This is a genomic window from Pseudomonas sp. GGS8 (assembly GCF_024168645.1).
Lineage (GTDB): Bacteria > Pseudomonadota > Gammaproteobacteria > Pseudomonadales > Pseudomonadaceae > Aquipseudomonas.
In genome coordinates this window covers 1,824,017-1,843,829 of record NZ_JALJWF010000001.1, presented here as the reverse complement: position 1 = coordinate 1,843,829, position 19,813 = coordinate 1,824,017, and the positions used below count along the sequence as shown (strand labels likewise).

At 60.9% G+C, this 19,813-nt stretch carries 18 protein-coding genes; 7 read left to right on the top strand and 11 right to left on the bottom strand.

Going from position 1 to position 19,813, the window contains the following annotated elements:
• Positions 1-3 precede the first annotated feature (3 nt).
• Together glyS and glyQ are read right to left on the bottom strand one after the other, a co-directional pair.
• On the bottom strand, positions 4-2,058 hold the full coding sequence (gene glyS / locus J3D54_RS08085) for a glycine--tRNA ligase subunit beta (protein ID WP_253417440.1): 2,055 nt from the start codon (positions 2,056-2,058) through the stop codon (positions 4-6).
• Positions 2,055-3,008 carry a glycine--tRNA ligase subunit alpha gene (gene glyQ / locus J3D54_RS08080; protein WP_003213601.1) on the bottom strand — a complete coding sequence of 318 codons (954 nt, stop codon included), beginning with the start codon at positions 3,006-3,008 and terminating at the stop codon, positions 2,055-2,057. Before glyQ ends, glyS begins: the two co-directional genes overlap by 4 nt.
• 81 nt (positions 3,009-3,089) lie before the next feature.
• Here glyQ and tag point away from each other — a divergent pair, with 81 nt between their 5' ends.
• Positions 3,090-3,647, top strand: coding sequence for a DNA-3-methyladenine glycosylase I (gene tag, locus J3D54_RS08075; protein WP_253417439.1), 558 nt, complete (start codon positions 3,090-3,092; stop codon positions 3,645-3,647).
• Positions 3,648-3,687: 40 nt separating this feature from the next.
• Positions 3,688-4,575: a lysophospholipid acyltransferase gene (locus tag J3D54_RS08070; RefSeq protein ID WP_253417438.1), complete on the top strand. Its 888-nt coding sequence runs from the start codon at positions 3,688-3,690 to the stop codon at positions 4,573-4,575.
• 60 nt (positions 4,576-4,635) lie between these two features.
• Here J3D54_RS08070 and J3D54_RS08065 read toward each other — a convergent pair whose 3' ends face one another.
• The 5 genes from J3D54_RS08065 to def form a co-directional block, all read right to left on the bottom strand.
• Positions 4,636-4,950 (bottom strand): tetratricopeptide repeat protein, encoded by a 315-nt coding sequence (locus tag J3D54_RS08065; protein WP_253417437.1) that lies wholly within the window; start codon positions 4,948-4,950, stop codon positions 4,636-4,638.
• A gap of 178 nt (positions 4,951-5,128) precedes the next feature.
• A complete protein-coding gene (gene trkA / locus J3D54_RS08060; protein ID WP_253417436.1) occupies positions 5,129-6,502 on the bottom strand; it encodes a Trk system potassium transporter TrkA in 1,374 nt (457 codons plus the stop codon).
• Between the two features lie 22 nt (positions 6,503-6,524).
• A complete protein-coding gene (gene rsmB / locus J3D54_RS08055; protein WP_253417435.1) occupies positions 6,525-7,835 on the bottom strand; it encodes a 16S rRNA (cytosine(967)-C(5))-methyltransferase RsmB in 1,311 nt (436 codons plus the stop codon).
• A complete protein-coding gene (fmt, locus tag J3D54_RS08050; RefSeq protein ID WP_253417434.1) occupies positions 7,832-8,791 on the bottom strand; it encodes a methionyl-tRNA formyltransferase in 960 nt (319 codons plus the stop codon). Before fmt ends, rsmB begins: the two co-directional genes overlap by 4 nt.
• A 70-nt stretch (positions 8,792-8,861) precedes the next feature.
• Positions 8,862-9,368: a peptide deformylase gene (def, locus tag J3D54_RS08045; RefSeq protein ID WP_007941507.1), complete on the bottom strand. Its 507-nt coding sequence runs from the start codon at positions 9,366-9,368 to the stop codon at positions 8,862-8,864.
• Positions 9,369-9,535: 167 nt separating this feature from the next.
• On the opposite strand from def, the gene J3D54_RS08040 reads away from it, so the two are divergent.
• From J3D54_RS08040 to J3D54_RS08030, 3 genes are all read left to right on the top strand, one after another.
• A complete protein-coding gene (locus J3D54_RS08040; RefSeq protein WP_253417433.1) occupies positions 9,536-10,561 on the top strand; it encodes a LysM peptidoglycan-binding domain-containing protein in 1,026 nt (341 codons plus the stop codon).
• An 81-nt stretch (positions 10,562-10,642) separates the two neighbouring features.
• A complete protein-coding gene (gene dprA / locus J3D54_RS08035; protein ID WP_253417432.1) occupies positions 10,643-11,749 on the top strand; it encodes a DNA-processing protein DprA in 1,107 nt (368 codons plus the stop codon).
• A 54-nt stretch (positions 11,750-11,803) separates the two neighbouring features.
• The gene (locus tag J3D54_RS08030; protein ID WP_253417431.1) at positions 11,804-12,361 is read left to right on the top strand and encodes an L-threonylcarbamoyladenylate synthase; all 558 of its coding nucleotides are present in this window, start codon (positions 11,804-11,806) and stop codon (positions 12,359-12,361) included.
• Between the two features lie 153 nt (positions 12,362-12,514).
• Here the strand turns inward: J3D54_RS08030 and J3D54_RS08025 are convergent, their stop codons facing one another.
• Entirely contained in the window at positions 12,515-13,492 is a 978-nt protein-coding gene (locus J3D54_RS08025; protein ID WP_253417430.1) for an NADPH:quinone reductase, read from the bottom strand.
• Between the two features lie 179 nt (positions 13,493-13,671).
• On the opposite strand from J3D54_RS08025, the gene hemF reads away from it, so the two are divergent.
• Positions 13,672-14,586, top strand: a complete 915-nt coding sequence (gene hemF, locus J3D54_RS08020) for an oxygen-dependent coproporphyrinogen oxidase (RefSeq protein ID WP_253417429.1) — start codon at positions 13,672-13,674, stop codon at positions 14,584-14,586.
• Between the two features lie 13 nt (positions 14,587-14,599).
• Complete coding sequence (gene aroE, locus J3D54_RS08015) at positions 14,600-15,421, top strand: shikimate dehydrogenase (protein WP_253417428.1); 822 nt, start codon at positions 14,600-14,602, stop codon at positions 15,419-15,421.
• 138 nt (positions 15,422-15,559) lie between these two features.
• On the opposite strand, the gene J3D54_RS08010 is transcribed toward aroE, so the two are convergent.
• The 3 genes from J3D54_RS08010 to betC all read right to left on the bottom strand — a co-directional run bounded on the left by J3D54_RS08010 (position 15,560) and on the right by betC (position 19,732).
• The gene (locus tag J3D54_RS08010) at positions 15,560-17,128 is read right to left on the bottom strand and encodes a SulP family inorganic anion transporter (RefSeq protein WP_253417427.1); all 1,569 of its coding nucleotides are present in this window, start codon (positions 17,126-17,128) and stop codon (positions 15,560-15,562) included.
• Between the two features lie 152 nt (positions 17,129-17,280).
• A complete protein-coding gene (gene choX, locus J3D54_RS08005) occupies positions 17,281-18,201 on the bottom strand; it encodes a choline ABC transporter substrate-binding protein (RefSeq protein WP_253417426.1) in 921 nt (306 codons plus the stop codon).
• Between the two features lie 16 nt (positions 18,202-18,217).
• Positions 18,218-19,732, bottom strand: coding sequence for a choline-sulfatase (gene betC, locus J3D54_RS08000; protein WP_253417425.1), 1,515 nt, complete (start codon positions 19,730-19,732; stop codon positions 18,218-18,220).
• Positions 19,733-19,813 lie beyond the last annotated feature (81 nt).

Here is a 19,813-nt window from a genome sequence, read left to right as displayed (position 1 = left end):
CCCTCAGCCCAGCAACGAAATGTCGGCAACGCCGAGGAACAACCCACGCAGACGTGCCAGCAGCGCATAGCGGTTGGCTCGCACCTTGGCGTCTTCGGCGTTGACCATCACCGCTTCGAAGAACGCATCCACCGGCTCGCGCAATGCGGCCAGACGCGCCAGCGATTCGCTGTACTGACGGGCAGCGGCCATTGGCTGCACAGCCTGGTCCGCCTGCTGGATCGCCGAATACAGCGAGAACTCGTTGGCGTTGTCGAAGTACTTGGCTTCAACGACCGTCGGCACGGAGCCTTCGATCTTGCTCAGCAGGTTCGACACGCGCTTGTTCACGGCGGCCAGGGCAGCGGCTTCCGGCAATTTGCGGAACGCTTGTACCGCTTGAACGCGCTGGTCGAAGTCCAGGGCCGAACCCGGTTTCAGGGCACGTACCGACAGGTAAGTCGCGACGTCCACGCCTTCGTCTTCGTAACGGGCGCGCAGACGGTCGAAGATGAACTCCAGCACCGCATCGTTGAGGCCGACAGCCTTGACCTTGGCACCGAACGCATTCACGGCAAAAGCCACGGCGTCGTTCAGGTCGAGATCGAGCTTTTTGTCGATCAGGATCCGCAACACACCCAGCGCTGCACGGCGCAGGGCATACGGGTCCTTGCTGCCGGTTGGCAGCATGCCGATACCGAAAATGCCCACCAGGGTGTCGAGCTTGTCGGCGATGGCCACGGCCGCACCGGTCAGGGTGGTCGGCAGTTCAGCGCCGGCGCCGCGCGGCATGTACTGCTCGTTCAGCGCCAGGGCGACATCTTCCGCTTCGCCGTCGTTGAGGGCGTAGTAGTAACCGGCGACACCTTGCATCTCCGGGAACTCACCGACCATTTCGGTCGCCAGATCGCACTTGGACAGCAGGCCTGCGCGCGCTGCCCAGGAAGCGTTACCGCCGATACGAGCGGCAATGTAGGCCGCCAGTTTCGACACGCGCTCAGCCTTGTCGTAGACGCTGCCGAGTTTTTCCTGGAACACCACGTTCTGCAGACGCAGATTGAATTCTTCGAGTTTTTGCTTCTTGTCTTGCTTGAAGAAGAACTCGGCGTCGGTCAGGCGTGGGCGAACCACTTTCTCGTTACCGGCGATGATCTGCTGTGGATCCTTGCTTTCAATGTTGGCCACGGTAATGAAACGAGGCAGCAACTTGCCGTCGGCATCCAGCAGGCAGAAGTACTTCTGGTTGTCCTGCATGGTGGTGATCAGTGCTTCTTGCGGCACGTCGAGGAAACGTTCTTCAAACGAGCACACCAGCGGCACCGGCCATTCAACCAGCGCGGTCACTTCGTCGAGCAAGGCTTGCGGAACGATCGCCGTACCTTCCTGCATGGTCGCCAGTTCATTGGTGCGTTTGCTGATCAGCTCGCGACGCTCGTTGGCGTCGGCCAGTACATAAGCAGCACGCAGATCGTTCAGGTAGTTGGCCGGCGAGGTGATGCGCACGCTTTCAGGGTGGTGGAAACGGTGACCACGGGAGTCGCGGCCGGCCTTCTGGGCGAGGATGGTGCAGTCGATGACGTGGTCACCGAGCAGCATCACCAACCATTGGGTCGGACGAACGAACTCTTCCTTGCGAGCACCCCAGCGCATGCGCTTGGGGATAGGCAGGTCGTTCAGGGAGTCTTCGACGATGGTCGGCATCAGGCTTGCGGTCGGCTTGCCGGCGATGCTTTGGCTGTAGCGCAGCTTCGGGCCGCTCTGATCGATTTCGCTCAGCTCTACGCCGCACTTCTTGGCGAAGCCCAGGGCTGCTTGAGTCGGGTTGCCTTCGGCATCGAACGCAGCCTGACGTGGCGGGCCGTCGAGGTTGATGCTGCGATCCGGCTGCTGGGTTGCCAGCGCAGTGATCAGCACGGCCAGACGACGCGGCGCGGCGTAGACGGTTTTGCTCTCGTAGCTCAGGCCAGCGGCTTGCAGGCCTTTGTCGATACCGGCCAGGAATGCTTCGGCCAGGGTGTTCAGGGCTTTGGGTGGCAGTTCTTCGGTGCCCAGTTCAACCAGAAAATCTTGAGCACTCATTGTGCAGCCTCCAGCTTGGCCAGTACTTCATCACGCAGGTCCGGGGTCGCCATCGGGAAGCCCAGCTTGGCGCGAGCCAACAGGTAGGCTTGCGCGACGGAACGCGCCAGGGTGCGTACACGCAGAATGTATTGCTGACGCGCGGTCACCGAGATCGCCCGGCGCGCATCCAGCAGGTTGAAGGTATGGGAAGCCTTCAACACCATTTCATAGCTCGGCAACGGCAGCGGCTGGTCGAGTTCGATCAGGCGCTTGGCTTCGCTTTCATAGAAATCGAACAGTTCGAACAGCTTCTCGACGTTGGCGTGTTCGAAGTTGTAGGTCGACTGCTCCACTTCGTTCTGGTGGAACACGTCGCCGTAAGTCACCTTGCCGAACGGACCGTCAGCCCAGACCAGGTCGTAGACCGAGTCCACGCCTTGCAGGTACATGGCCAGACGCTCCAGACCGTAAGTGATCTCGCCGGTCACCGGGTAGCACTCGATGCCGCCCGCTTGCTGGAAGTAAGTGAACTGCGTCACTTCCATGCCGTTGAGCCAGACTTCCCAGCCCAGACCCCAGGCGCCCAGCGTTGGCGACTCCCAGTTGTCTTCGACGAAACGGATGTCGTGCACCAGCGGGTCAAGACCCACGTGCTTGAGGGAGCCCAGGTACAGTTCCTGGAAGTTGTCCGGGTTCGGCTTCAGGACTACCTGGAACTGATAGTAGTGCTGCAGACGGTTCGGGTTTTCACCGTAGCGGCCGTCAGTCGGGCGACGACTGGGCTGCACATAAGCGGCGTTCCAGGTTTCCGGGCCAATGGCGCGCAGGAACGTGGCTGTGTGGAAAGTGCCGGCGCCTACTTCCATATCGTAGGGCTGAAGTACCACGCAACCTTGCTCGGCCCAGTATTGCTGGAGGGCGAGGATCAAGTCTTGGAAGGTACGCACGGCTGGCGTAGGCTGGCTCACGAAATTCACCTGTTTCTTGGGCTGCGATTTAAAGAGCGGGAGTATACCCGATTCGGTCCTGCGCACGCCCCCTGGAGCCTTATGCCACGCTGCTTTTGGTGTACCGAAGATCCGCTGTACATGGCTTATCACGATCAGGAGTGGGGCACGCCGCTACGCGATGCGCAGGGATTGTTCGAGTTGCTTTTGCTCGAAGGGTTCCAGGCCGGGCTTTCCTGGATCACTGTGTTGCGCAAACGCGAGCGTTATCGCGAGGTGCTGTTCGGCTTCGACGTGCAGCGCGTGGCGCAGATGAGTGATGCGGAAATCGATGAACTGATGCTCGATCCGGGGATCATCCGCAATCGTCTCAAACTCAACGCAGCCCGGCGTAATGCCCAGGCCTGGCTGGAGCTGGAGGACCCGGTGGCGTTTCTCTGGTCGTTTGTCGGCGGCACGCCGGTGATCAATCATTTCAAGGATCGCAGTGAAGTGCCGGCGGTGACACCGGCCGCCATCGAGATGAGCAAAGGCCTGAAAAAAGCCGGCTTCACGTTCGTCGGCCCGACCATTTGTTACGCACTGATGCAGGCTTCGGGCATGGTCATGGATCACACCCGTGATTGCGATCGCTACGCCACCTTGACGAACGGCGGTTAGAATAGCCGCCTCGCGCACAGCACAAGATCAGGAGTGACCTGTGGATAAGTTTAAAGGCGCCTTGCTGGTAGGCGCTCTGCGGCTGTTTGCCCTACTGCCATGGCGGGCAGTGCAGGCGGTGGGTTCGGCGATTGGCTGGATCATGTGGAAAACCCCCAACCGTTCCCGCGACGTGGTGCGGATCAACCTTGCCAAGTGCTTTCCGCAGATGGACCCGGCCGAGCGTGAGCGTCTGGTCGGCCAGAGCCTGAAAGACATTGGCAAGTCTCTGACTGAAAGCGCCTGCGCATGGATCTGGCCGGCTCAGCGTTCCATTGATCTGGTGCGCGAAGTCGAAGGTCTCGACGTTTTGAAAGAGGCTTTGGCGTCCGGCAAAGGTGTGGTTGGCATCACCAGCCACCTGGGCAACTGGGAAGTGTTGAACCACTTCTATTGCAGCCAGTGCAAACCGATCATTTTCTACCGTCCGCCGAAGTTGAAGGCGGTGGATGAATTGCTGCGCAAGCAGCGGGTGCAATTGGGTAACCGGGTGGCTGCTTCCACCAAGGAAGGCATCCTCAGCGTGATCAAGGAAGTGCGCAAGGGTGGCGCGGTGGGCATTCCGGCTGACCCGGAACCGGCCGAATCCGCCGGGATCTTCGTGCCATTTTTCGCCACTCAGGCCCTGACCAGCAAATTCGTGCCAAACATGCTCGCCGGTGGCAAAGCGGTCGGCGTGTTCCTGCATGCCCTGCGGCTGCCGGACGGTTCGGGTTACAAGGTGATCCTCGAAGCCGCACCAGACGCCATGTACAGCACCGATACCGAAACCTCCTGCGCGGCCATGAGCCAAGTGGTCGAGCGCTACGTGCGGGCTTATCCGAGCCAGTACATGTGGAGCATGAAGCGCTTCAAGAAGCGTCCACCGGGCGAAGCTCGCTGGTATTGATGCTGCTGTGGATAACTGCGCAGGCTGAGATCTTTTGATCTTGGCCTGCGTTATCTCTGATCAGTGCGCCTGACGATCAAGCTTTTTCAGAAACACCGTCATCTCCTTTTCCGCCTGCTTGTCGCCATGAGCGCGGGCGGCTTCCAGGCCTTGTTCCCAGGCCTGCCGCGCGGCGGCGTAATCCATCAGCGCCAGATGGGCCTTGCCCAACAGCTTCCAGGCTGCCGAATACTTCGGATCGAGCTCGACGCAGCGCTGGAAATGCTCTGCGGCCTTGGCGTTTTCCCCAAGATCCAGATAACCCTTGCCCAAGCCGAAGCGCAGCAATGAGTTATCCACACCCTTGGCGAGCATTTTTTCCAGGGATTCGATCATGGTGGATTCCTTATCGAGGTTATTCAGGGATGCCTGTTTGTCCTTGAGATTGCTTTCGTGGGCAAGCCCGCTCCCACAGAAATCTCGGTCGTACACAAGATATGTGTTCACTGCAAAACACTGTTGACGGAAAGGCTCAGGGCGTGAAGAGGCCCGCCTGGCCACCGCACATTCCGGATCAGAAGAAGCTCAGCCCCACATGGAACAGCTTCTCCACATCCCGAATATGCTTCTTATCCACAAGGAACAGAATCACATGGTCGCCGGTTTCGATCACGGTGTCGTCGTGGGCGATGATCACTTCTTCGTCGCGGATGATCGCGCCGATGGTGGTGCCCGGCGGCAGGCCGATGTTTTCGATGGCCTTGCCGATCACCTTGCTCGACTTCGCATCGCCGTGGGCAATGGCCTCGATGGCTTCCGCCGCGCCCCGGCGCAATGAGTGCACGCTGACAATGTCCCCGCGCCGGACGTGGGCCAGCAAGGTGCCGATGGTCGCCAGTTGCGGACTGATGGCGATGTCGATGTCGCCGCCCTGGATCAGGTCGACGTAGGCCGGGTTGTTGATGATCGTCATCACCTTCTTTGCGCCCAGGCGCTTGGCCAGCAGCGAAGACATGATGTTGGCTTCGTCGTCGTTGGTCAGGGCGAGGAAAATATCGGCGTCGGCGATGTTCTCTTCCAGCAGCAGATCCCGGTCTGAAGCACTGCCCTGCAACACCACGGTGCTGTCGAGGTTGTCCGAGAGGTAGCGGCAGCGGGCCGGGTTCATCTCGATGATCTTCACCTGGTAACGGCTTTCGATGGCTTCGGCCAGGCGTTCACCGATCTGCCCGCCACCGGCGATGACGATGCGTTTGTAGCTTTCATCGAGGCGGCGCATTTCGCTCATCACTGCACGAATATTCGCTTTGGCGGCGATGAAAAACACTTCGTCGTCAGCCTCGATCACCGTATCGCCCTGGGGCAGGATCGGTCGGTCACGACGGAAAATCGCCGCGACGCGGGTTTCGACATTCGGCATGTGTTCGCGTAACTGGCGCAGTTGCTGGCCCACCAGCGGCCCGCCGTAGTACGCCTTGACTGCCACCAACTGCGCCTTGCCTTCGGCGAAGTCGATCACCTGCAACGCGCCTGGATGCTGGATCAGGCGCTTGATGTAATTGGTGACCACTTGTTCCGGACTGATCAGCACGTCGACCGGAATCGTTTCGTTGTCGAACAGTTCGGCACGGGTCAGGTACGCGGCTTCGCGGACCCGGGCGATCTTGGTGGGGGTGTGGAACAGGGTGTGGGCGACCTGACAGGCGACCATGTTGGTTTCGTCACTGTTGGTCACGGCCACCAGCATGTCAGCGTCGTCAGCACCGGCCTGCCGCAGTACGGTTGGCAGCGAACCCCGACCCTGCACGGTGCGGATGTCCAGCCGATCGCCGAGGTCGCGCAGGCGTTCGCCATCGGTGTCGACCACGGTGATGTCGTTGGCCTCGCTGGCCAAGTGTTCTGCCAGCGAACCGCCAACCTGCCCTGCGCCGAGGATGATGATTTTCATCCAGTCACTCCCTTAAACCCGGTTAACCGCGCGCGGCGGCAATCTTGATCAGCTTGGCGTAGTAGAAACCGTCGTGGCCGCCTTCCTGGGCCAGCAACTGGCGACCATGGGGCTGCTTGATGCCGGCCGCTGTGGCGAGGTCCAGTTCACGGGCACCCGGCGTGCGAGCGAGGAACGCTTCGATGACTTCGGTGTTTTCGGTCGGCAGCGTGGAGCAGGTGGCGTAAAGCAGAATGCCGCCCACTTCCAGAGTTATCCACATGGCGTCGAGCAACTCGCCCTGAAGCACCGCCAGTGCGGCGATGTCGTCGGGTTGGCGGGTCAGCTTGATGTCCGGGTGACGACGGATCACGCCGGTGGCCGAGCATGGCGCGTCCAGCAGAATGCGCTGGAACGGCTTGCCGTCCCACCAGGTGGCGGTGTCGCGACCGTCGGCGGCGATCAGTTCGGCGCTCAGGCCCAGGCGTGCGAGGTTTTCCCGCACCCGCACCAGACGCTTGGCTTCCAGATCCACGGCCACCACGCCGGCCAGTTTGGGCTCGGCTTCCAGGATGTGGCAGGTTTTGCCGCCCGGTGCGCAGCAGGCGTCCAGCACCCGTTGACCTGGCGCCAGGTCCAGCAGATCGGCGGCCAGTTGTGCGGCTTCGTCCTGCACGCTGATCCAGCCTTCGGCGAAACCCGGCAGGCTGCGCACGTCGGCTGCGGTGTCGAGGATGATGCCGTCGCGACTGTAAACGCAGGGCTTGGCGGCCACACCGGCGTCGCTCAGCAAGCCGAGGTAAGCGTCGCGAGTGTGATGACGACGGTTGACCCGCAGGATCATTGGCGGGTGCGCGTTGTTCGCTGCGCAGATGGCTTCCCATTGTTCAGGCCAGAAGGCCTTGAGGGATTTTTGCAGCCAGCGCGGGTGGGCGGTGCGCACCACCGGGTCGTGTTCCAGCTCGGCCAGCAGTGCTTCGCTTTCCCGTTGGGCGCGGCGCAGCACGGCGTTGAGCAAGGCTTTGGCCCACGGCTTTTTCAGTTTGTCGGCGCAACCGACGGTTTCGCCGATGGCGGCGTGAGCCGGGACGCGGGTGTAGAGCAGTTGATAAAGCCCCACCAGCAACAGCGCTTCGACATCGGCATCAGCCGCCTTGAACGGCTTCTGCAGCAACTTGGCCGCCAGCGCCGACAAACGCGGCTGCCAGCGAGCCGTGCCGAACGCCAGGTCTTGGGTGAAGCCGCGATCGCGGTCTTCAACCTTGTCCATTTGCGTCGGCAGAGAACTGTTGAGTGAAGCTTTTCCGTTAAGAACTGCAGCAAGTGCCTTGGCGGCGGCCAGACGTGGGTTCATTGAGCGTCTGCCGTTTGACCGAGGACGGTGCCGACGGCGAATTTCTCACGACGGCTGTTGAACAAATCGCTGAAGTTCAGTGCTTTGCCGCCGGGTAATTGCAGACGGGTCAGACACAACGCCTGTTCACCGCAGGCGACGATCAAGCCGTCCTTGCTGGCGCTGAGGATTTCACCCGGCGCGCCCTGCCCTTCGGCCAGGCTTGCGGCCAACACTTTCAGCGCTTCGCCGTTCAGCGTGCTGTGGCAGATCGGCCATGGATTGAAGGCGCGAACCAGACGCTCCAGTTCAACCGCCGGGCGGTTCCAGTCGATGCGCGCTTCGTCTTTGTTCAATTTGTGTGCATAGGTGGCGAGGCTGTCGTCCTGCACTTCGCCTTCCAGTGTGCCCGCCGCCAGGCCGGCGATCGCCTGAACCACGGCGGGTGGGCCCATCTCTGCGAGGCGATCGTGGAGGCTGCCGCCGGTGTCTTCGGCGCTGATTGGCGTGGTGACTTTGAGCAGCATCGGCCCGGTATCAAGGCCGGCTTCCATGCGCATCACGGTCACGCCGCTTTCACTGTCGCCCGCTTCGACGGCGCGCTGGATCGGCGCCGCACCGCGCCAGCGTGGCAGCAAGGAGGCGTGGCTGTTGATGCAACCGAGGCGCGGAATATCCAGCACCACTTGCGGCAGGATCAGGCCATAGGCGACTACCACCATCAAATCCGGCTTCAGCGCGGCCAGTTCCGCCTGGGCGTCGGCATTGCGCAGGGTCGGTGGTTGCAACACCGGGATGTTGTGCTCCAGCGCTAACTGCTTGACCGGGCTCGGCATCAGCTTCTGCCCACGACCTGCCGGACGGTCCGGTTGGGTGTAGACCGCAACGATCTCGTAAGGACTGCCCAGCAGGGCCTTGAGGTGTTCGGCGGCGAATTCCGGGGTGCCGGCAAAGACAATGCGCAGTGGCTCAGTCATGGAAGCTCTCGATTGCAAAGCATCTTGAAAAGAAAAAGGCTTGCCGCAGCAAGCCTTTGAAAGAGGGGCATCAAGCGTTCTGGCGGTGGAGCTTTTCCAGTTTCTTCTTGATCCGGTCGCGTTTGAGCGTGGACAGGTAATCGACGAACAACTTGCCGTTGAGGTGGTCGCATTCATGCTGGATGCACACCGCGAGCAGGCCTTCAGCGATCAGTTCGTAAGGCTGACCGTCGCGGTCCAGGGCCTTGATCTTGACCTTTTGCGGGCGATCGACGTTTTCGTAGAAGCCCGGCACCGAGAGGCAGCCTTCCTGGTACTGGCCCATCTCGTCGGTCAGGGTTTCGAACTCAGGGTTGATGAACACCCGCGGTTCGCTGCGGTCTTCGGAGAGGTCCATCACGACGATACGTTTGTGCACGTTGACCTGGGTCGCGGCGAGGCCGATGCCTGGCGCTTCATACATTGTTTCAAACATGTCATCGACCAACTGACGCACTTCGTCGTCCACTACGGCCACTGGTTTGGCGATAGTGCGCAGGCGCGAATCGGGAAATTCGAGGATGTCTAAAATGGCCATAAGCTTAATTGCTGCACGTGTGAGGTAAAGTCGGGTCGATGGCCTGGCGAGTCCGAAGATGCAGGCTACCGTTGTGAACGTAGCTTCCCGCTTTTCAAATGAGCAGGAAGCGAGCCACGAGGGCTCTGGCGTTTCACGCGAACGTACATAATAAAGGGATTCACTGCATGAGGAAATCACTACTCGCCTTGCTCCTTCTGGCCTCGGCCGGTTTTGCGCATGGGCAAGTGCAACTCAGGGAAGGTTTTCCACAGCGCTACACCGTGGTGGCAGGGGACACACTCTGGGACATTTCCGGAAAATACCTGCGTGAGCCGTGGCAGTGGCCGCAGCTGTGGCAAGCCAATCCGCAGATCGAAAACCCCAATCTCATCTATCCCGGCGATACGCTGTCGCTGGTCTACGTCAACGGTCAGCCACGCCTGACCCTCAATCGCGGCGCTTCCCGGGGCACCATCAAGCTGTCGCCACGCATTCGCAGTTCGCCGGTGGCGGACGCCATCCCGAGCATTCCGCTGAAATCGATCAACAGCTTTCTGTTGAGCAATCGCATCGTCGACAAGGTCGAGGATTTCGACAAAGCGCCCTACATCGTTGCCGGTGATGCCGAACGGGTGCTCAGCGGCACTGGCGATCGAATATTCGCGCGCGGCCATTTCGATCCGGCACAACCGGTCTACGGCATCTTCCGTCAGGGCAAGGTCTACATCGATCCGCAGAGCAAGGAGTTCCTGGGGATCAACGCCGACGACATCGGCGGCGGCGAGATCATTGCCACTGAAGGCGACGTCGCCACCCTGGCCCTGCAGCGCACCACTCAGGAGGTGCGACTCGGCGACCGGCTGTTCAGCAGCGAAGAACGCTCGATCAATTCGACCTTCATGCCCAGTGCGCCAACCACCGACATCAATGGCCTGATCATCGATGTACCGCGTGGGGTCACCCAGATTGGCGCACTGGATGTCGTCACGCTGAACAAAGGGCAGCGCGATGGCCTGGCCGAAGGCAATGTGCTGGTGGTGATGAAGACCGGTGAAACCGTGCGTGACCGGATCACCGGTCAACTCTTGAAAATCCCCGACGAACGGGCCGGTCTGCTGATGGTATTCCGCACCTATGACAAGCTCAGCTACGGGCTGGTGCTAAACGCATCGCGCTCCTTGGCGGTGATGGACAAGGTGCGCAATCCTTAAACACGCTCCACAAGTTACCAACAGAGTTATCCACAGCTTATTCCCGATTCGACGGGACTTTATAACGATCAAGGATGATCCATGTCGCTGTCTGCCTGTACGTCCGTTTCCCCTGCGGAACTGGAAGCCCGTTTACGCCTGCACCTTTTGCCCGAACTCGGTCCGGCGCGTTTCAAGAAGTTGCTTGAAGCCTTCGGCTCTGCCTCCAAAGCCATCAGCGCGCCGGCCAGTGCCTGGCGTGCGTTGGGCTTGCCTCTCGCTTGTGCGCAGGCCCGGCGCTCCAGTGAAATTCGTGATGGCGCCAGCCACGCATTGGCCTGGCTAGAGCATCCGGGCCAGCATTTACTGATGTGGGACCAACCGGACTACCCCGCGCTGTTGGCGCAAATCAGTGATGCGCCGCCGCTGTTATTCGTCGCCGGCGATCCGGGCATTCTGGAAAAACCGCAGTTGGCGATGGTCGGCAGTCGTCGCGCGTCGCGACCGGGCATGGACACCGCCACTGCGTTTTCCCGCAGTCTGGCCGGCGCCGGTTTTGTCATCACCAGCGGTCTGGCCCTGGGTATCGATGCCGCCGCGCATCAGGCGGCTCTGGATGTTGGCGGGCAAACGGTAGGGGTGCTTGGCACGGGGCTTGAAAATTTTTATCCACAGCGTAATCGACGACTGGCGGACGCTATGATCGCCTCGGGAAGCGCGGTACTTTCGGAGTTCCCGCTGGACGCCGGCCCTTCCCCGAGCAACTTCCCCCGGCGCAATCGAATTATCAGCGGTTTGTCCCTTGGCGTGCTGGTGGTTGAGGCAAGCGTCACCAGCGGTTCATTGATCACCGCGAGGCTTGCGGCGGAACAGGGGCGTGAGGTGTATGCGATTCCAGGGTCGATCCACCACCCTGGCGCAAAGGGTTGCCATCAACTGATTCGCGACGGTGCGGTGCTGGTGGAAACCATCGAGCACATCCTTGAGGCCTTGCGCGGCTGGCAACGGTTGCCGTTATCCACAGAAGCGCCGCAAACGACGGTGACTCATCCACTGCTCGTGTTGCTCCACGCGGCGCCTCATACCAGCGAAGCCTTGTCGGTCACCAGCGGCTGGGCCTTGTCGAAAGTGCTGGCGGCGCTGACGGAGCTTGAGATGGACGGCCGGGCGGTCTGTGAGAGCGGCCGATGGTTTGCGCGGGTAAGCTAGGTTTTATAAGGAAGATCGGTAAACTGCGCAGAGCCTTATTCCGGAGAGTTTTTCATGGTTAACAGTTGGCGTGTGCAACAAGCCGCACGAGAAATTCGCGCCGGGGCGGTCATTGCCTACCCAACCGAAGCTGTCTGGGGCCTGGGTTGCGACCCGTGGAACGAAGACGCGGTGGATCGGCTGTTGCTGATCAAGGGACGGTCTGTGGATAAAGGCCTGATTCTGGTGGCCGACAATATCCGTCAGTTCGACTTCCTCTTCGAAGACTTCCCTGAACTGTGGATGGATCGCATGGCCAGCACTTGGCCGGGTCCCAACACCTGGCTGGTGCCGCATCAGAATATGTTGCCGCAGTGGATTACCGGTGTGCATGAAACTGTGGCGTTGCGGGTCAGCGATCACCCAGTGGTGCGGGATTTGTGTGCGTTGGTCGGGCCGTTGGTGTCGACCTCGGCGAACCCTCAGGGCCGGCCGGCGGCACGGACGCGGATTCGCGTGGAGCAGTATTTCCGGGGGCAGGTTGATTATGTGCTCGGTGGCCATCTGGGCGGGCGTAAAAACCCGAGCGTGATTCGCGATCTGGCTACCGGCCATGTGGTGCGCCCGGATTAATGTGGCGAGGGGGCTTGTCGGAGCGCCGCACCGCCCCGTTCGGGTGCGAAGCGCCCGCCAATGAGCGATGCGTTCTAACTGGCAGGCCGCATCATCGGGTTGGGGACTGCTGCGCAGTCCGACGGGGGCAAGCCCCCTCGCCACAATCTGGTGTCAAGGCAACAGAATCGTCGAGCCAGTCGTACGCCGCGCCGACAACTCGGTTTGCGCCTTCGCCGCATCAGCCAGTGGATACCGCTGGCTGATGTCCACCTTCAGCTTGCCGCTGATGATCATCTCGAACAGTTCATCAGCCATGCGTTGCAGGTTTTCAGCATTGTTGGCGTAGGTCGCCAGCGTCGGCCGGGTCACGTACAGCGAACCCTTAGCCGCGAGAATCCCCAGGTTCACTCCCTCTACTGCGCCCGAAGCATTGCCAAAGCTCACCACCAGCCCTCGCGGGGCAACGCTGTCGAGCGACGTCAGCCAGGTATCTTTGCCTACGCCGTCGTACACCACCGGGACTTTATTACCGTCGGTCAATTCCAGCACGCGTTGTGCGACGTTTTCATGGCTGTAATCGATGGTCGCCCAGGCACCATTGGCTTTCGCCAGGGCCGCTTTTTCCGCTGAACTGACCGTGCCGATCAGATTCACCCCCAGGGCCTTGGCCCATTGGCAGGCCAGCGACCCGACGCCGCCGGCCGCGGCGTGAAACAGAATAGTTTCGCCGCCCTTGAGTTCATACGTCTGACGCAACAAGTACTGCACGGTCAGGCCTTTGAGCATCACGCCGGCGGCTTGCTCGAAGCTGATGGCGTCTGGCAGGTGCACCAGGTTGGCTTCCGGCAAGACATGCACGTCGCTGTAGGCACCCAACGGGCCGCTGCCGTAAGCCACGCGATCGCCCACCTTGAAGCGGGTGACTGCGCTACCGACTGCATCGACCACGCCCGCGCCTTCAGCGCCCAGCCCCGATGGCAGGGCTGGCGGCGCATAAAGACCGCTGCGGTAATAGGTATCGATGAAGTTCAGGCCGATGGCCTTGTTGGTCACGCGTACCTGTTGCGGGCCGGGCTCGGCGGGTTGGTAATCCACGTATTCGAGCACTTCGGGGCCGCCATGGGCGCGGAACTGGATACGCTTTGCCATCTGCACTCTCCTTAGGTCTTGGCTTCTAGAGTTGTAGCGCCAAGCGCCCTATCGAACTCCCAAGCTTGACCTTCGTCAACTGCGGCAGGCTCGTCTGCGATGTTATGCTACGGGCCCATTTGCGCCGGCCCCCGCTCTGATGGAGCGCCGCGTAGCTTTGCCCGATTCAAGGTGATGCCATGACTACCCGCACCGAGGCCGTAAAAGCCTACCTGCTCGACCTGCAAGACCGCATTTGCGCTGCCCTGGAAGCCGAGGACGGTGGCGTGCGTTTCGTCGAAGACGCCTGGACCCGGCCCGCCGGTGGTGGCGGTCGCACCCGGGTGATCGAAAACGGCGCAGTCATCGAAAAGGGCGGTGTCAACTTTTCCCACGTGTTTGGCAGCGGCCTCCCGCCGTCCGCCAGTGCTCATCGGCCGGAACTGGCCGGTCGAGGCTTCGAAGCCCTGGGCGTGTCGTTGGTGATTCACCCGCACAACCCCCATGTACCGACATCCCACGCCAACGTGCGCTTTTTCATCGCTGAAAAAGAAGGTGAAGAGCCGGTCTGGTGGTTTGGTGGTGGCTTCGACCTGACCCCTTACTACGGCAATGAAGAAGACTGCGTGCATTGGCACCGCGTCGCCGAACAGGCCTGCGCGCCATTCGGTCCGGACGTCTACCCGCGCTATAAAGCCTGGTGCGACAGTTACTTCCACATCAAGCATCGCCACGAGCCAAGGGGCATCGGTGGTCTGTTTTTCGATGACTTGAACGAGTGGGACTTCGACACCAGCTTCGCCTTCATGCGCGCCATTGGCGATGCGTTCATCGACGCGTACCTGCCGATCGTGCAACGCCGTAAAAACGATGCGTTCACCGCCAAACAGCGTGAGTTCCAGGAATTTCGCCGTGGTCGCTACGTTGAATTCAACTTGGTCTATGACCGCGGCACGCTGTTCGGCCTGCAATCGGGCGGGCGCACCGAGTCGATTCTGATGTCGTTACCGCCGCAAGTACGCTGGGCCTACGACTGGAAGGCCGAGCCGGGCAGTGAAGAAGCGCGCCTGACCGAATACTTCCTGCAAGACCGCGATTGGTTGGCCAAGGCCTGAACGAGGAATTCTGATGGACCGTTACGTCGTATTCGGTAATCCGATCGGCCACAGCAAGTCGCCGTTGATCCACCGTCTGTTCGCCGAGCAGACCGGGCAGAAACTGGACTACAGCACCTTGCTGGCGCCCCTCGACGATTTTTCCGGCTGTGCGCTGGAATTTTTCCGCGAAGGCCGTGGGGCGAATGTGACAGTGCCGTTCAAGGAAGACGCCTATCGCCTGGCGAACAGCTTGACCCTGCGGGCGCAACGGGCCGGCGCGGTGAATACCCTGAGCAAACTGGCCGATGGCAGTCTGCTGGGCGACAACACCGATGGTGCCGGGCTGGTACGGGACCTGACGGTCAACGCTGGATTCAGCCTCGCGGGCAAACGCATCCTGCTGCTGGGTGCCGGTGGCGCGGTGCGCGGCGCGCTGGAGCCGCTGCTGGCGGAGCAACCGGCGTCGGTGATCATTGCCAACCGCACGGTGGAAAAAGCCGAATTGCTGGCGCAATTGTTTGCCGATCTGGGGCCGGTGTCGGCCAGCGGTTTCGATTGGTTGCGCGAGCCGGTGGACCTGATCATCAACGCCACGTCCGCCAGCCTGTCAGGCGATGTACCGCCGATTGCCAGCAGTTTGATCGAGCCGGGCAAGACGGTCTGCTACGACATGATGTACGGCAAGGATCCTACTTCGTTCTGCCGTTGGGCCAGCGAGCACGGCGCGGCGGTGGCGATGGATGGCTTGGGCATGTTGGCTGAGCAGGCGGCGGAAGCTTTCTATCTGTGGCGCGGTGTGCGCCCGGATACGGCGCCGGTGCTGGCCGAACTCCGCCGGCAACTGGCGCTGTAGTTTTTTGTGGCGAGGGGGCTTGTCGGAACGCCGCATCGCCCCGTTGGATGGCGAAGCCGTCCCAAAACTGCTACGACCGCTGCGCGGCCGAACGGGGGCAAGCCCCCTCGCCACAGATCGGTGTTTATCTCAGGGGGGTCAATCCTCAAAACGGATCGGGCATTTCTCCGCGCCTTCGAGCTTCCTCAATTCCTCCACCACCTGCGGTCGTGCCTGCCGCAGGGTCAGGCTGCGATCCTGGCGCAGTAGCCGTCGCGCCTCCTGGTGTAGCATTTCCACCCCTGAGTAGTCGATGAAGTTGATCTGCTGCGCCTCGATCACCACCCGTGCGCCTTGCATTCGCTGCAGGCGTACTTGCAGGTAATGGCTGGCGCCGAAAAAGATCGAACCGCCGACCCTCAGAATGTCTTCGTCGCCATCACGCCAGTGCTGTACCCGTGGTTGCGAGGTACGTTTAAGGTAGAAGAACAGCGACGCCAGCACCCCGGCGTAGATCGCCGTCTGCAACTCGAGCAACAGGGTCGCGACACAGGTCAGCGTCATGACCAGGAATTCGGCATGGCTGACCCGCAACAACGCACGAATGCCGCGATGATCCACCAATCCCCAAGCGATCAAAAGGATGCTGCCAGCCATGGCCGGAATCGGGATGTGCGCAATCAATGCCGCACCGAAGATCGCGAACAGCGCCACCCACAGCGCCGAAAAAACGCCGGCCAGCGGTGAACAGGCACCGGCATCGTAGCTCAGGCCCGAGCGAGTGAAGGAACCGGCGGACAGCGAGCCGGAAAAAAACGCCCCGACCATGTTCGAGAAACCCTGGGCCCGGACTTCTTGATTGGCGTCGAGCAACTGCTGTGAGCGAGCCGACAAGGAGCGCGCAATTGACAGGCTCGTCACCAGCCCGAGCATGCCGACCGCTACCGCGCTGGGCAGCAGGCGCAATATCAGGTCCAGATCCAGCGGTAGCGGGCTGAAGGGCGGCAGCCGCCCGACAAACGCGCTGACCAGCTTCACATGACCGAACATCGCTGGCCACAACCACACCAGCAAACCGCTGAGGACCAGAGCGATCAACAGCGTCGGCCAGCGTGGCACCAGCAGTTTCAGCACGACACCCACCACGACCGTGGCCAGGCCCAATAGCAGCGAGGGTTTGTCCACCTCGCCGAGGTGATTGAGCAGCATCATCAAACTGTTGAGCGCCGTGGCCTGGTTGGGCACGTCCAGCCCCAGCAGGTTCGGCAGTTGCCCGATGGCAATCACCACCGCCGCGCCGAGGGTGAAGCCCAGCACCACCGAGTGAGAGACGAAATTCACCAGGGCGCCGAATCGCAGCAAACCCAGCAACCACTGGAAAATGCCTGCCAGGAGGGTCAAAAGCAGGATCAGCGTGACGTAGTCCTGTGACGCAGGGACGGCCAGAGGACTGACGCTGGCGTACAGAACGATGGAAATGGCCGCCGTAGGACCGCAGATCAAATGCCACGACGAACCCCAGAGGCAGGCGATCAGCACCGGGATAATGGCGGCGTACAAGCCATATTCCGGTGGGAGACCGGCGATCAGGGCGTAGGCAATCGATTGTGGTAACGCGAGAATCGCGCCGCTCAGGCCGACGATCAGATCACGACCGACGCTGGCGCGGGTTTGCCGGGGCAACCAGGTCAGGAAGGGAAAGAGTGAATGGCGGCTGGGGAAGGCCATGGGTCCTCTCGGTGAGTGACTACAAATGCGTCAGGTTGGTGTGTCAGATGCGGTAGCGCAAGGGCGGCAACCGATTCGCGGGCAAGCCCGCTCCCACAGGTTCGCGGTGATCTTTGTGGGAGCGGGCTTGCCCGCGATGGCGTCATCGAACCTTACAGTTTGGCTTTGACCGCAGGCAACGCATCCTTCCCGTCCACAGTCTTCACACCGTCCAGCCATTTATCCAGCACCACCGGGTTGGCCTTGATCCACGCCTTGGCCGCGTCGGCATTGCTGACCTTCTTGTTCACCACTTCGGCCATGATGCTGTTCTCCATTTCCTGGGTAAAGCTCAGGTTGGTGAGCAGTTTGCCGACGTTCGGGCAGGCCTGTGCATAACCTTTGCGGGTCAATGTATAAACGCTGCCGGTGTCACCGAAGTACTTCTCGCCGCCCTTCAGGTAATGCATTTTCAACTGCACGTTCATCGGGTGTGGCGTCCAGCCGAGGAAGGTCACGAACTTCTGTTTCTTCACGGCGCGGGATACTTCGGCCAGCATTGCCTGCTCGCTGGACTCGATCAATTTCCACTGACCCATGTCGAAGTTGTTCTTCTTGATGATCTCTTGCAGCGAAATGTTCGCCGGGGCGCCGGAGCCGATGCCATAGATCTTCTTGTCGAACTTGTCGGAGAATTTGTTCAAGTCATTAAAGTTATGCACACCCGCGTCCCAAACGTAATCCGGGACTGCCAGAGTGAACTCGGTGCCGTCGAGGTTCTTCGCCAGTTGAGTCACGTCGCCGTTGGCCACGAACTTGTCGTAGAAGCCTTGCTGCGCCGGCATCCAGTTGCCGAGGAAGACGTCCACCTGGCCATCCTTCAGACCGCCAAAGGTGATCGGCACCGCCAGCGTGTCGACCTTGGCCTTGTAGCCCATGCCGTCCAGCAGAAACCCGGTGATGGCGTTGGTGGCGGCGATGTCGCTCCAGCCTGGGTCGGCCATTTTCACCGTTTCGCAGCTTTGCTCGGCGTAGGCCGAGGCGCTGCCCAGAGTCAGAAGCCCGACTGTCAGTACTGTGGATAACTTTTGCATGGACGTCCCCTTAACATTATTGGTTTTGGCAGGGTTGTGGATAACGGGCTTTACGCTCCAGATCGTCGAGGTCGATGTGGTTGCGCATGTACTGCTGACTGGCGTCCACCAGTGGCTGGTGATCCCAGCTCTTCAGCTTGCCGATGGTCAGGGCGTCGGCGACGAAACGCCGGCGTCGCTGACTGGCGAGCACCTGTTGGTGGATCACTGGGATATTCCATTTAGTCCGTGCTTCGGCGAGAAAATCCTCGAAAAGTTGACGATATTGCGGCGAATGGCTGAGTTCTTCCTGTTCACGCGGGTCGTTGTGTACGTCGAAGAGCAGGCAAGGGTCGTCTTCGCTGTAGATGAATTTGTAGGCGCCGCGCCGAATCATCATCAACGGGCTGATGGTGCCTTCGGCCATGTATTCGCCGAACACCTCGTCGTGACCGCCCTGCCCTTGCAGGTGTGAAACCAGCGAGCGGCCGTCCAGCGGCAGGCCTGGCTCCAATGAGCCACCGGCCAATTCCACAAAGGTTGGCAACAGATCGGCGGTGGAGACCGCCGCACTGACGCGGCCGGCGCCGAATTGCCCCGGCGCACTGATCAGCAGCGGTACACGGGCGGCCATTTCGTACCAGTGCATTTTGTACCAGAGCCCGCGCTCGCCGAGCATGTCGCCGTGGTCACCGGAGAACACGATGATGGTGTCGTCGATCAGCCCTGTTTCCTCGAGTGTTTGCAGGAGTTTGCCGACGTTGCTGTCGATATAGCTGCACGCACCGAAATAGGCACGGCGCGCGTCGCGAATCTTATCCACAGGCAGCGGCTTGTCCCACAGGTCATAAACTTTGAGAAGGCGCCGGGAGTGCGGATCGAGTTCATCCTGTGCGGGTGTTTCCGGCAAAGGGATGTCGGCGTCGTCGTACAGATCCCAGAATGCCTTGGGAATCGTGTACGGGTCGTGTGGGTGAGTCATCGACACGGTCAGGCAGAACGGCTGGTCGCCATCTTCGCGGATGTGATCGAACAGGTATTGCTGGGCCTTGAACACCACCTCTTCGTCGAAATCCAGCTGATTGGTGCGCACGCAGGGCCCGGCTTGCAGCACCGACGACATGTTGTGGTACCAGGTCGGCCGCACGTCCGGCTCGTCCCAGTTCACCGCCCAACCGTAGTCGGCCGGGTAGATGTCGCTGGTCAGGCGTTCTTCATAGCCGTGCAACTGGTCCGGGCCGCAGAAGTGCATCTTGCCCGACAGCGCGGTGCGATAGCCGAGGCGCCGCAGGTAGTGGGCATAGGTCGGAACGTCGGCCGGGAAGTCGGCCGCGTTGTCGTAGGCGCCGATCTTGCTCGGCAACTGACCGCTGACCAGGGTGAAACGTGACGGCGCGCAGAGCGGGCTGTTGCAGTACGCGGCGTCGAACACCACGCCTTCGGCGGCGAGGCGGCTCAGATTCGGCAGTTTGATGGGCGAAGGGCCGTAGAACGGCAACATTGGCGCGGCCATTTGATCGGCCATGATGAAAAGAATATTTTTGCGCTTCATGTGATCGCGGCATTCCATAGTGGATATTTATGCGAGAGTGCTGTGATCGAGCATGGAGCCCATTACCTTTGTGGTAAAGCC